At 72.0% G+C, this 13,024-nt stretch carries 8 protein-coding genes; 3 read left to right on the top strand and 5 right to left on the bottom strand.

Annotated elements, in window-relative coordinates; translation table 11 throughout:
* On the top strand, nt 1-1,020 hold a 1,020-nt coding region (locus QM626_RS12145; protein ID WP_415077208.1), incomplete at its 5' end, for a molybdopterin-dependent oxidoreductase.
* 130 nt (nt 1,021-1,150) lie between these two features.
* Here the strand turns inward: QM626_RS12145 and ddaH are convergent.
* Nucleotides 1,151-1,945, bottom strand: coding sequence for a dimethylargininase (gene ddaH / locus QM626_RS12140; protein WP_415077210.1), 795 nt, complete (start codon nt 1,943-1,945; stop codon nt 1,151-1,153).
* 183 nt (nt 1,946-2,128) lie between these two features.
* On the opposite strand from ddaH, the gene QM626_RS12135 reads away from it, so the two are divergent.
* Nucleotides 2,129-4,258 carry an MDR family MFS transporter gene (locus tag QM626_RS12135; protein WP_415077207.1) on the top strand — a complete coding sequence of 710 codons (2,130 nt, stop codon included), beginning with the start codon at nt 2,129-2,131 and terminating at the stop codon, nt 4,256-4,258.
* A gap of 100 nt (nt 4,259-4,358) precedes the next feature.
* Here QM626_RS12135 and QM626_RS12130 read toward each other — a convergent pair whose 3' ends face one another.
* The 3 genes from QM626_RS12130 to QM626_RS12120 form a co-directional block, all read right to left on the bottom strand.
* The gene (locus tag QM626_RS12130; RefSeq protein ID WP_415077206.1) at nt 4,359-8,018 is read right to left on the bottom strand and encodes a proline dehydrogenase family protein; all 3,660 of its coding nucleotides are present in this window, start codon (nt 8,016-8,018) and stop codon (nt 4,359-4,361) included.
* A 50-nt stretch (nt 8,019-8,068) separates the two neighbouring features.
* Nucleotides 8,069-8,629 (bottom strand): acyl-CoA thioesterase, encoded by a 561-nt coding sequence (locus QM626_RS12125; RefSeq protein WP_415077209.1) that lies wholly within the window; start codon nt 8,627-8,629, stop codon nt 8,069-8,071.
* A 189-nt stretch (nt 8,630-8,818) separates the two neighbouring features.
* Entirely contained in the window at nt 8,819-10,573 is a 1,755-nt protein-coding gene (locus tag QM626_RS12120; RefSeq protein ID WP_415077205.1) for an MFS transporter, read from the bottom strand.
* Nucleotides 10,574-10,724: 151 nt separating this feature from the next.
* Here QM626_RS12120 and QM626_RS12115 point away from each other — a divergent pair, with 151 nt between their 5' ends.
* The gene (locus tag QM626_RS12115) at nt 10,725-11,231 is read left to right on the top strand and encodes a GNAT family N-acetyltransferase (protein WP_415077204.1); all 507 of its coding nucleotides are present in this window, start codon (nt 10,725-10,727) and stop codon (nt 11,229-11,231) included.
* Nucleotides 11,232-11,341: 110 nt separating this feature from the next.
* On the opposite strand, the gene QM626_RS12110 is transcribed toward QM626_RS12115, so the two are convergent.
* On the bottom strand, nt 11,342-12,322 hold the full coding sequence (locus QM626_RS12110; protein ID WP_415077203.1) for a cytochrome b/b6 domain-containing protein: 981 nt from the start codon (nt 12,320-12,322) through the stop codon (nt 11,342-11,344).
* Nucleotides 12,323-13,024 lie beyond the last annotated feature (702 nt).

Here is a 13,024-nt window from a genome sequence, read left to right as displayed (position 1 = left end):
GCTCGGCGTGCTGCCGCGATCGGCGGCACGGCGCTGCGTGCGACGAGCCGCGCCGTCACGGCGGTGCGCGACGCGCTGAGCCTCCCGGCGGCCGTGCGCACCGCGACGGTGCCCGCGAGCGCCGAGCTCGGCATCGCCGGGCTCAGCCCGGTCATCACGCCCAACAGCGACTTCTACCGCATCGACACCGCGATCGTGGTGCCCGAGGTCGATCCGGCGAGCTGGAGCCTGCGCATCCACGGCCTCGTCGCGAACGAGGTGACGCTCAGCTGGGACGAGCTGCTGGCGCTGCCGCTCGAGGAGAGCGTGACGACGCTGACCTGCGTGTCCAACGAGGTCGGCGGCGACCTCGTTGGCACGGCCCTGTGGCTCGGCTACCCGATCCGCGAGCTGCTCGCGGAGGCGGTGCCCGACGCGGACGCCGACATGGTGCTCTCGACCTCGGTCGACGGCTTCACCGCCGGCACCCCCTTGGAGACCCTCACGGACGACCGCAACGCCATCCTCGCGGTGGGGATGAACGGCGACCCGCTGCCGATCGCGCACGGCTTCCCGGTGCGGATGGTGGTCCCCGGCCTCTACGGCTACGTGTCGGCGACGAAGTGGGTCGTCGACCTGGAGGTCACCCGCTTCGCCGACGCGACCGCCTACTGGACGGACCGCGGCTGGTCCGAGCGCGGGCCCATCAAGCTGGCCTCTCGCATCGACGTGCCCCGCAGCGGGGCGACGGTGGATGCCGGATCCGCCGTCATCGCGGGCGTCGCGTGGCAGCAGCACACCGGGGTCGCCGCGGTCGAGGTGCGGGTCGACGACAGCACCTGGCAGGAGGCGACGCTGGCGACGGCGATCTCCGACGACACCTGGGTCCAGTGGACGCTGCCGTGGGAGCCGGCATCCGGGGCGCACACCATCCGCTGCCGCGCGACGAACGCCGACGGTCAGACGCAGACCGCCGTGGTCGCGCCGCCCGCGCCCGACGGCGCGACCGGGTGGCACGAGATCCGCGTGACGGTGGCCTGAGCCCCGCCCTTCGCACGATGGCGCCAGTTCTTGACGATGGCGCTTGAAACTAGTGGCGCCATCGTCAAGAACTGGCGCCATCTCTCGCGCAGAAAGCACCGGCGCGCGCGGCGAGGCGCGCGAGCGGGGGTCAGCGCCGCAGCTCCAGCGTGCAGCACTTGATGCCGCCGCCGCCCAGCAGCAGCTCGGAGAGGTCGATGGGCACCGGCTCGTAGCCGCGCTCGCGCAGCTGCGCGGCGAAGCCCGGCGCGCGCGGCGAGACGAACACGTGCCGGCCGTCGCTCGCGGAGTTCAGCCCGAACACGGCGCCGTCGGCGTCCGAGACCCGGATGGCGTCGGGGAACCGCGCGGCCAGCACGTCCTGGCTCGCCGCGTCGAACGCGCCGGGCAGATACGCGATGGTCGCCTCGGCGCCGTCGTCGACGACGGGATCGAGGACGCTCAACGCGGTGTCCAGATGGTAGAACCGCGGGTCGACGAGCGTGAGCGAGACGACCTCCCGGTCGAACACGGAGCCGACCTCGAGATGCGAGTCTCCGGCGGAGCGGAAGCCGGTGCCGGCCAGGATCACGGACCCGGCGAGCAGGAAGTCCCCCTCCCCCTCGTTGGTCTCGGCCGGCACCGCGACCTCGAACCCGTGGGCCGCGAACCAGTCCGAGAACGGCCCCTCCTCGCCCGCACGCTCGGTGAACCGGAACTTCGGCGCATACGCGACGCCGCCGATCGTGAAGCCGCCGTTGGCGGTGTACACCATGTCGGGCAGCCCCGGCACCGGGTCGATCAGGTGCACCTCGTGCCCGAGTGCGACGTAGGCGTCGTGCAGCGTCTGCCACTGCCGCACCGCCTTGGCCGTGTCGGTCGGGCGGGCCGGCTCCATCCACGGGTTGATCGAGTAGCTGACCGTGAAGTGCTCCGGCCGGCACATGAGATACGAACGCCGACGGAGGGCGCGGACTGCTGTCAATTCGGCTCCTCGCAGAGGACGGACGCGGACGCGTCACCAGTCTCGCACGCGGACGCCGACGCTCTCGCGGACGCGCAGGGCGTACGATAAGACGTTCCGCTCGTTGCGGGCTGTCAACATCCCCCCACCCCCCTGCGAGGATCCATGTCCAGCGCTGCACACGCGACGAAGCATCCGAACCAGCCGGTGATGACGCATCGCGCCATCCTGCTGGTCATCTTCGGCCTCATGGCCGGGATGTTCCTCTCGGCCCTCGACCAGACGATCGTCGGGACCGCGATCCGCACCATCGGCGACGACCTGAACGGCCTGAGCCTGCAGGCGTGGGTGACCACGGCGTACCTCATCGTCTCCACGATCGCCACGCCGATCTACGGCAAGCTCTCCGACATCTTCGGCCGGCGTCCGCTGTTCCTGCTGGCGATCCTCGTCTTCATCGTCGGCTCGATCCTCGCCTCGTTCTCGCAGTCGATGGTGGAGCTGGCCGTGTTCCGCGCGATCCAGGGCCTCGGCGCGGGCGGTCTGATGTCGATGCCGCTGGCGATCATGGGCGACATCCTCGCCCCGCGCGAACGCGCCAAGTACCAGGGATACTTCCTCGCCGTCTTCGGCGTCTCGAGCGTCATCGGCCCGCTCGTGGGCGGCCTGTTCTCGGGCACCCCGGAGATCCTGTGGATCGCGGGCTGGCGCTGGGTGTTCCTGGTCAACGTCCCGATCGGCATCATCGCGCTGATCATCGTCACGATGTTCCTGCACATCCCCCGGCATCCGCGTGACTCGGTGCGCATCGACTGGTGGGGGGCGACCTCCGTCATCGTCGCCCTGGTGCCGCTGCTGCTGGTGGCGGAGGAGGGCCGCGAGTGGGGCTGGACGTCGCCCTGGTCGATCGGATGCTACGTGGTCGGCGCCGTCGGCGTGCTGGCCTTCGTGCTGGTCGAGCGCGCGATGGGCGACGACGCGCTGATCCCGCTGAAGCTGTTCCGCTCCTCGACCTTCTCGATGGCCACCGTCATCGGCGTGTTCGTCGGCTTCGGCATGTTCGGCGCCATGCTCACGCTGCCGCTCTACCTGCAGATCGTGCTCGGGGCGACGCCCACCGAGAGCGGGTTCCAGATGCTGCCGATGATCCTCGGCCTGATGATCGCCTCGATCGTCAGCGGCCAGATCATCGCCCGCACCGGCCGGTACCGTATCTTCCCCATCCTGGGCACGCTGTTCCTGTCGGGCGGATACGTGTGGCTGTCGTTCCTGCACGCCGACGGCTCGTACTGGTTCCTCGCCGGTGCCATGCTGCTGCTCGGCCTCGGGCTCGGCCAGCTCATGCAGACGCTCACGATCGCGAGCCAGAACTCGGTCGGGCTGCGCGACATGGGCGTCGCGACGAGCGCCTCGACGTTCTTCCGTCAGATCGGCGGAACGCTGGGCACCGCCGTGCTGGTCTCGCTGCTGTTCGCGCTGGTGCCCGCCAGCATCCAGACCGCGTTCAGCGACGAGCAGACCCTCACCGACGCGCTGAACGCCGCCCTCGACCCGACGGTCGCCGACGCGTCCGAGAACGCGGGCATCATGTCGGCGGTCTACGACACGATCGTCTCCAACCTGGAGGACGCGACGATCGCGCAGGCGCAGTCGGCGGTCGACGACGCCACGCAGGCGGCGACGGATGCCGTCGCGCAGCAGGTCGCGGACGGCACGATCCCCGCAGACGCCCAGGAGACGGCGACCGCGGAGGCCGTCGCGAGCGCCGTGGCCGCGGTCAAGGCGGCGCTGGCGGACGAGCTGCCGGTCGCGCAGGTCGCCGACGACGGCACGGTCACGCTGGACTTCTCCGACGCCGACATCCGCGAGGCCTTCGTCGCCTCGATCGTGCCCACGGTCGAGGAAGAGCTCGCGAGCTCGAGCGGCAGCGGCTCCTTCGACAGCAGCGTGATGGACGACACGTCGTTCCTCACCGGCGCCGACCCGCGGCTGACGAGGCCCATCCTCGTCGGGTTCAACGACTCCGCGGTCGTGGTGTACCGCGTCGCGCTCGGCGTCGTGCTGCTCGCGTTCGTGCTGACGCTGTTCTTCCGCACCCCGCCGCTGCGGGCGAAGTCGGCGCTGCAGGAGGCGGCCGACGACGCCGCGATCGCCGCGCAGACCGCCGCCGCCGAGGCGGGCGCCCTGGTGGGCCCGGACACCGGCACCGTCCGCGTGCACACGGATGCCGCCACGCCGACCGCATCCGACGGCCACCCGCTCACCCGCCGCGAGCTGCGGGAGCAGGGCGGCTGACCCGCCTGCTCCCCCGCGAGACCGCAACTGCGCGCCGAAAGGATGGGGCGGCCCCACGGTCTCGGCGCCCCGTTGCGGTCTCGCGGAAGTGGGCGAGCGGTCAGATCACGTCTCGGGACCAGGGGTCGGGGTCGCCGAAACGGTGCGCGGTGATCGAGATCGCCTGCTCGCGCAGGAACGGGAGCAGCTCGATCCGGCCCGCCGTGGTCACCGGGTTCGCCCACACCGCCACATCCGGGTCCCCGGCGACGGCGTCCGCCAGCGACAGCCGCAGCGCCGCGACGGGCTCCGGGGCGCCGACCAGGCGCACCCGCGAGGGACGGCCCGCGGCATCCGTCACCCGCTCCAGCCACTGCGCGTCGTCCTCGACCGAGACGGAGACGCCCGCCTCGCCGAGCGCGCGGCGCACACCGGCGGGCAGCGGATCGGCCGCCGACAGCAGGAAGCCGGCGCCGGAACGGATGCCGGCGAGCACGACCCGCAGCACCTCGGTCAGTCCCGCACCCGCGACCGCACGCACCGCGACCTCGACCGGACGGTAGCGGAACAGGTTCCGCTCGACATGCAGCTGCGAGACGTCCTTCACCTGCCCGAACTCGCGATCCCACTCCACCGCGTCCGACAGGGCGGCGCGGCGCAGCCATTCGAACCGCTCGTACGCCAGTGCGGGCTGCGCCGCCTCGATGAGCACCGTGATCCGTGAGTCGAGGCCGCGCAGGTGCAGGGTCGGCGAGGGCGCGCCCGTGTTCGTGGGGCGCCACGACCCCAGCGCGATCAGGTGGTTCGGGCCGCCCGGCTTGGCCCCCGGGCCCACGACGGAGCGCTTCCAGCCGCCGAAGGGCTGCCGCTGGACGATGGCCCCCGTGGTGCCGCGGTTGACGTAGAGGTTTCCGGCCTCGACGTGCTCGAGCCACAGCCGCAGGTCGTCGGCGTCGCGTGTGTGCAGGCCTGCGGTCAGTCCGTACGCGACGGCGTTCTGCAGGTCGATCGCGGCGGACAGCGTCGGCGCGTGCATGATGCCCAGCACCGGACCGAAGAACTCCTCGAGGTGGAACCGCGAGCCGGGGAGCACCCCGGTGCGGATCCCGGGCGTCCAGAGCCGGTCCGCCAGCTCCGGGCCGGCGTCGAGCCGCCGGGGCCGCACCAGCCACTGCTCGCCGTCGCCGAGCTCGGTCAGCGCCCATCGCAGCGCATCCCCGGGCGGCGAGATGAGCGGCCCGACCTCGGAGCGCGGGTCGGCGGGCGACCCGACGCGCAGCGAGGTCGTGGCATCCACCAGCTGCCGGGCGAAGCGGGCCGAGCGCCCCGCCGATCCGACGAGGATCGCCAGCGACGCGGCCGAGCACTTCTGCCCGGCGTGCGAGAAGGCGCTGCGCACGAGGTCGTCGGCGGCCAGGTCGAGATCGGCGGAGGGGGCGACGACGATGGCGTTCTTGCCGTTGGTCTCGGCCACGAGCGCCAGGTCACGCCGCCAGGAGCGGAAGCGCTCCGCGGTCTCCCATGCGCCGGTGAGGACGACCCGGTCGACGTCGGGATGCGCGATGAGCGCCTGCCCCAGGGTGTCCTCGTCGAGGTCGACGAGCCGCAGCACGTCGCGCGGCACCCCCGCCTGCCACAGCGCGTCGGCGAGCACGGCGGCCACGCGCCTGGCCTGCGGAGCCGGCTTGAGGACGACCCCCGATCCGGTGGCGAGGGCGGCCAGCACCCCGCCGGCGGGGATCGCGATCGGGAAGTTCCACGGCGGTGCGACCACGGTCAGGCGCGACGGCTCGAACACCGCCCCGGCGACCCGGTCGAGCTCGCGGGCGGTCGCGGCGTAGTAGTCGGCGAAGTCGACGGCCTCGCTGACCTCGGCGTCGGCCTCGGCGAACACCTTCCCGGTCTCGGATGCCGCGACCTCGATGAGCAGTCCGCGATGCTGTTCCAGCGTCCGGGCCGCCGCGTGCAGCACCGTGCCGCGGTCTGCCGCGGCCAGCTCCCCCCATCGCAGCGCCCCGGCGCGCACCTCCACGACGATCCGATCGAGCTGTTCCGGGTCGGTCACGCGTGCCGCGTCGGCGACGGCGTCGCCGGCATCCGAGGTCGGGATGCGGGCGATCACCTCGCGCGCCCACTCGCGGTTCGCCGGCAGCGCCGGGTCGGAGTCGGCGGCGTTGCGGAAGCCCGGCGCGCCGACGGCGCGCTCGCCGGACTCGCGCGGCGAGTACACGGCGGTCTCGACGAAGGGGGTGCCGCCGAACCAGGCCGCGCGCGCGTCCGGCCGGTCACCGGTCGCTGCGGCCGCGATGCCCAGCACCGCCTGCGTGAGACCCTGCCGGTCCTCGCCCGTCGCCGCGTCGCGCAGGATCGCGGGCTCGCCGCCGATCCTGCCGCGGTCCTGATCTCGGCGGGCGACCGCGCGCAGCCCGGGATCGGTCGAGCGCTCCAGCGATGCGAGGAACCGGTCGCGCTCGCGTTCCCACAGCTCGTCGTCCTCGAGCAGGTCCTCGGCCGCGGAGAGGAAGTTCTCGCCCGAGGCCGCCTCGTCGAGCCGGCGCACCAGGTAGGCGATCGCCACGTCGAACTCGTCCGGGGCGACGACCGGGACGTAGCGGCGCACGCCGCCGACCGTCGCGGCGACGGCCGCCATCTGCCCCTGCGCCATGCCCAGCAGCATCTCGATCTCGATGCGGTCGGCCACGCCCCGCTCGCGCGCGAGCAGCCACGCGTACGCGATGTCGAAGAGGTTGTGGCCGGCGACGCCGAGTCGCACCGCGGCCGCGCGGTCGCGGTCCAACGCCCAGTCGAGGCACCGCAGGTAGTTCGCGTCGGTGTCGAGCTTGGTGTCGTAGACGGCGGGGGTCCAGCCGTGGAGCACGGCGTCCACCCGCTCCATCGCGAGATTGGCGCCCTTCACGAGCCGCACCTTGATGGGCTCGCCGCCGGCGGCGACGCGTCCGCGTGCCCACGCGGTCAGCTCCTGCAGGGCGGGCAGGGCGTCGGGCAGATAGGTCTGCAGCACGATGCCGGCGGTCACGCGGTCGAGGCCGGGCTCCTCGAGCAGGCGCGTGAACACCGCGATCGTCAGGTCGAGGTCCCGGTACTCCTCCATGTCGAGATTGACGAAGGTGCCGGTGGCGACCGCGTCCCGGCACAGCGGCGCCAGCCGGGCGACGGTCTCGTCGACGGTCTCGTCGAACGCCCACGGCGCGACCCGGCCGGCGATCGCCGAGACCTTGACCGACACGTAGTCCACGTCGTCGCGACGGATCAGGGCGTGGACGGCGCCCAGCCGCCGCGCCGCCTCGGCCTCGCCCAGCACGGCCTCGCCCAGCAGGTTGAGGTTCAGCGCAGACCCGCCGGCCCGCAGCTTCGCCAGGACCGGGCCGAGCCGGTCGGGCCGGGCGTCGACCACGAGGTGCCCGACCATCTCACGCAGGGCACGTCGGGCGATCGGCACCGTCGGCGCCGGCAGCACGGGGGCGATCGCGCCGCCCGCGCGCACGGCCTGACGCAGGTGCCACGGCAGGAAGCCGGGCACGAGGGGGGCGATGCGGTTCAGCTCCGTCGCGGCGGCGGCGAGGCTCTCCGGGCGCATGACGCCGTCGACGAAACCGCGCGCGAAGGGCAGCCCGTCGGGGTCGCGCAGCACCCCCGCCAGGCGTGCCGCTGCGGGGTCGACGTCGGCATCCACCGCCTGCTGCGCCCACCGCCGGGCGAGGTCGATGGCGGGGCCTGCCAGCGGCGGCACGGCGGTGTCGTCGTCGGATGCAGCGGCCATGCGCCCAGCCTAGGCGCGAGCCCCGCTCACGGGCGGGAGCGCGCGGCCGCTCAGCGCCAGACGCTCGGGGCCGGGCCGCGGGTCGACGGCAGGGCGGAGGCGACCGCCCACTCGAGCACCCATGGCGCCAGCTCGGGGAGGTTGTCGGGCTTGTGGAGCGCGTCGAACAGCTCGTCGAGAGGCACGATCCCGCCGGACCGGCGCAGGAATCGCGACCGCACGATCATCTCCGCGTAGATCTCGCCGCCGACGACGGCCCGGTGCATGAGGTACACCGACTTGTCGTCATGGCCCAGCAGCCGCGACTCGATCGTGAACCGCTGCCACAGCTGCAGCGACTTGCGGAAGGTGATGGTCTCGCTCGCGACCACCGCGTACCAGCCGCGCTGCGAGAGCACGTCCCAGACGCCGGTGCGGATGAGCAGGTCGAAGCGGCCCAGGTCGAACAGCGACGCGTACCGGCCGTTGTTCATGTGCCCCAGCAGGTCGAGATCCGTCGGCAGGGTCCGCACCCGGATACGACCCACCACTCCCGGGTCGAGCCGGCCGCCACGGCGCAGCAGCACCCGCGCGCGCCAGATCGTCAGCAGGGTCCGCCAGATCACGTTCACGAGGGCTGAGATTAGCCGCATCGGCATCCATGGTCGTATTCCGTTGTCGCCGATCTACAGACGCGGCTCGCGTACCCGTGCACATAACTCAGGCAGTTCCGCCGCAAACCGGCCCGAACACCGCCGATACCGCAGAACTGCCTGAGTTATGAACGACTGCGGCATGGGGAAACACAGCGCGGGGACGGCTCAGACGTCGCTGAGCTCCTCGGCGGGCTCGCCGATGACGACCTTCTCGCCGTGTTCGACGTGCACGTACTTGCCCCCCATCAGCAGCGACGCGGCCGCGCCGATCAGCGACATCAGGGCCGCGGCGATGAACACGATGATCAGCCCGTCGTGGAAGGGCTCGGAGATCAGCTGCGGGAAGAAGGACTGCCCGGTGAGCGTCGCGGCGTCCGTCGACGAGAGCGTGTCGAGCACGCCGAGCGGCTCCAGGATCGACTGGATCGGGTTGTAGCCGAGGAACGCGGCGAACAGGCTGCCGACCGGCGGCGTCGCGGCCACCTCGGTCGCGATGTCCGACGCCACGCCGTTCGCGGTCAGCCCGGCGTACATCGTCTGCGGCAGGGTCGTCGCCAGGCCCGCGATCATGAGCGAGAAGAAGATGCCGATCGACAGCGAGTTACCGGCGTTCTGGAACGTGCCGGTCATGCCGGACGCCGCGCCGCGCTCGCTGGCCGGCACCGCGTTCATGATGGCGGTGCGGTTCGGGGCGGCGAACATGCCCGAGCCGACGCCGTTGAGGAAGGTGAGCACGGCGAAGACGCCGTAGTCGAAGTCCACCGGGATCAGCAGCAGCGCGACGAAGGTCACCGCGACCAGCACCAGGCCGCCGGTCGCGAACCACCGCGCCCCGAACCGGTCGGAGAGCGTGCCCGAGATCGGCCCGGAGACGAGGAACCCGATCGTCAGCGGCAGCAGGTAGATGCCGGCCCAGAACGGCGTGCTCTCGTACGAGAACCCGTGCAGCGGCAGCCAGATGCCCTGCAGCCAGATGATCAGCATGAACTGCAGCCCGCCGCGGCCGATCGAGGCCAGCAGGCCCGCGACATTGCCCCACGCGAACGCCTTGATCTGGAACAGCCGCACGTTGAACAGCGGCTGCGCGACCTTCAGCTCGACGAGCACGAAGACCACGAGCACCACGACGCCGCCGATGATCGCGCCCAGCACCCACGGGTTCAGCCACCCGGTCGAGCTGTCGCCGTAGGGCTGGATGCCGTAGGTGATGCCGGTGAGCAGGGCCACCAGGCCCACGGCGAACAGGATGTTGCCGAGCCAGTCGATCCGGCCCTCGCCCTTGGCGCCGACCTCGTGCAGCGAGACGAACGACCAGATGGCCCCGGCCACGGCGAAGGGGACGCTGACCAGGAACACGGCGCGCCAGTCGAGGGCGGCCAGCATCCCGCCGATGATCAGGCCCAGGAACGTGCCCGCGATCGCCGCGATCTGGTTGATGCCGATCGCCATGCCGCGCTTGCGCGCCGGGAACGCGTCGGTGAGGATCGCGGTCGAGTTCGCGAAGATCATCGACCCGCCGACCGCCTGCACGACGCGCCAGCCGATGAGCCACAGCGCCCCGGCGCCGGAGGTGAACGGGTCGAACACGAGCGCGACGGCGGACACCGCGAAGATCACGAAGCCGACGTTGTAGATGCGCACCCGTCCGTACATGTCGCCCATGCGGCCGAAGGTCATCGTGAGCACGGCGGTGACCAGGATGTAGCCCATCAGCATCCACAGCAGGTAGCTCACGTTGCTCGCCTCGAGCGGGTTGAGCTGGATGCCGGTGAAGATCGCGGGCAGCGAGATCAGCACGATCGAGCCGTTGATCGTGGTCATGAGCATGCCGAGCGTCGTGTTGCTCAGCGCGACCCACTTGTAGCGCGGATGCTCCCTGCTGAACATCCCGGTGCGTTCGCGTGCAGCGGTCTCGACCACGATTCCTCCGGTTCCCGGGGCTCATCGTCGAGCGCCACCTGTGATTCTGAATATCAACTCAGTATATACACTGAGGTATGTATCAGTGCGCGGTCGACGGCGGCATCCGACCCGATTTCGCCTCCGCATAGCGGACGCGTAGAGTCTGGCCATGACCCCCGAGACGATCGCGGACGCCGTTGTCCGCCCGGTCCGCGACGTGGATGCCGAAGCCCTGGGCCGCGTCCACGCACAGTGCTGGCACGAGACCTACGACCACCTGATCAGCAAGGCCGCGCTGGAGCGGGTCTCGCCCAAGCGGCTCGCCGAGCTGTGGACCCACTGGGCCGCGCAGGGCTCCGACTTCCGCATGAGCGCCGCCCTCGTCGAGGGCGAGATCGTGGGCTTCGTCGGCTCCGGGCCGGCCCGCGACCGGGATGCGCCGCGCGACCGCGAGCTGTACTTCATCTACCTGCTCGACGCGTTCCACGGCACCGGGCTGGGCCAGCGGCTGTTCGACGCCGCGATCGGCGCGGGCGAGCCGGCCTACCTCTGGGTCGCCGACGACAACCCGCGTGCGCACCGGTTCTACACGCGCAACGGCTTCGCCCTCGACGGCGCGACACACACCGAGCCGTTCCTCGGCGAGACGCTGACCGAGGTCCGCTTCGTGCGCTGAGCCGCCCGCGACAGGCTCGTCTTTCAGCGAGACCGCATCTGCGCGCCGAGACCGTGGCATCCACCCGCCGTCTCGGCGCGTGGATGCGGTCTCGCGGGGAGAGGACGCGCTCAGCGCATCGACACCTTGCCGAACAGGCGCGCGATCGGTGCGAGGACGAGCGGCCGCGCGGCGACCCAACCGGCGGCGATCAGCACGAGGGATGCGGCGAAGATCCAGAATCCGGCCCAGTTCACGGCATCCTGAGCCGCGTACATGTGGTTCAGGTTGCGCAGCGCCCCGGTCGCGAACACCAGCGTCACATGCACGACGATGAACACGACGAAGTAGACCATCACGGGGAAGTGGACCCTCCGCGCCACCTCGATCGGATAGATCCGGTTCAGGGTCCGCGCGTTCTTGGGCCAGACGCCGCTCATGCGCACGCCCGTGATCGCGGCGAGCGGCGCCGCGAGGAACACCGTCGCGAAGTAGGTCAGCACCTGCAGCGCGTTGTAGTTCACCCAGCCGTCCTCGGTAGGCCAGTCCAGCGAGGCGTATTGCAGCGCCGCCGAGACCGCGTTGGGGAACACGTCCCAGCCGGTGGGGACGATCCGCATCCACTGGCCGGTGACCAGCAGCAGGACGACGAAGACGGCGCCGTTGACGAGCCACAGGATGTCCAGCGACTGGTGGAACCAGAGCGCGAGCGAGATCTTGCGCTTGCGGTTCCACCTCGGCGTCCAGAAGGCGTTCGGGCGCTTCTCGCGGCGCACCTGCAGGCCGCTGCGGATGATCAGCACCATCAGGAACGCGTTGAAGAAGTGCTGCCAGCCGATCCACGCCGGCAGGCCGACCGGCGCCGTCGCCGGCAGCGGGCTGACGCCCGGGTAGGTCTCGAGGAACGCGCGCACGCCGTCGAGGGAGACGAGCCAGCGCACCAGCAGCACGGCCATCGCCGCGGCCCCGACGAGAGCGACGGTGCCGAGCAGGCCAGCGCCGAGCCACTGCCCGCGGGTGAACGGGCCGTAGCGCCTCGACTCCGGTGCGGGCTCGGGCGCCGTGAAGGCGTAACGGCCGGGGAACACCGTCGGGGTGAACGGCAGCGGCACGCTGAGGTCGACCGGCTCGCGTGCGGGCCGCTCCGTCCCCGTCGCCGTGGCCCCCGTCCCCGTCGCCGTGGCGCCCGCCTCTGTCGCGATGGCGCCCGTCCCCGTCGCGATGGCGCCTGTTCCTGTCGATGGCGCCTGAAGTTCCTGACGCCCTCCCCGGGAACTGGCGCCATCCTGGTGTGGAGGAGGCGCGGGGACGACGGATGGCGGGGGCCACGGCTCGCCGCCGGGCACCCGGGGCAGACCCCGGCGCACCGCCGGCGATCCGCCCTCGGCGGCCCCGGGCGCAGCGCCCGCAGCATCCGGCGTCCCCACGACCGCACCGTTTTCGTGCAATCGCGCACCACTTTCGCTACGCGATTGCACGACAACGTCGCTGTCACGGGGCTCGGCCGCCGACCCGGCGACCCGGGCGGATGTCTCGCCCGGGGGCGGCCAGGGCTCCCCTCCCGGAATCCGCGGCAGCCCGCGGCGCACGGCGCGCGCTGCCGCGGCCGCTGGTGCCGGTGGCGCAGGCGCCTCAGACACCGGTGCCACGGATGCGACCGGCGCCACGGATGCGGTCGGCGCAGCATCCGGTGCCGACTCAGCCGGCGCCACCACGACTGCGTGGTGGGGAGCCGCGGGCGGCTCGGCGACCGCGAGCCCGGGCACCTGGACCGCGGCCGGGGGCCACGGCTCGCCGCCCGGCACCCGGGGCAG

Origin of the sequence: Microbacterium sp., from assembly GCF_047606385.1 — a bacterium.
Taxonomy (GTDB): domain Bacteria; phylum Actinomycetota; class Actinomycetes; order Actinomycetales; family Microbacteriaceae; genus Microbacterium.
This window is presented reverse-complemented; position numbering and strand designations above follow the sequence as displayed.

What these genes read in the sequence shown, in the direction of transcription:
- QM626_RS12130 (WP_415077206.1), bottom strand. Translation starts at nt 8,018, where the DNA reads ATGGCCGCTGCATCCGACGACGACACCGCCGTGCCGCCGCTGGCAGGC.
- QM626_RS12135 (WP_415077207.1), top strand. Translation starts at nt 2,129, where the DNA reads ATGTCCAGCGCTGCACACGCGACGAAGCATCCGAACCAGCCGGTGATG.
- QM626_RS12115 (WP_415077204.1), top strand. Translation starts at nt 10,725, where the DNA reads ATGACCCCCGAGACGATCGCGGACGCCGTTGTCCGCCCGGTCCGCGAC.
- ddaH (WP_415077210.1), bottom strand. Translation starts at nt 1,945, where the DNA reads ATGTGCCGGCCGGAGCACTTCACGGTCAGCTACTCGATCAACCCGTGG.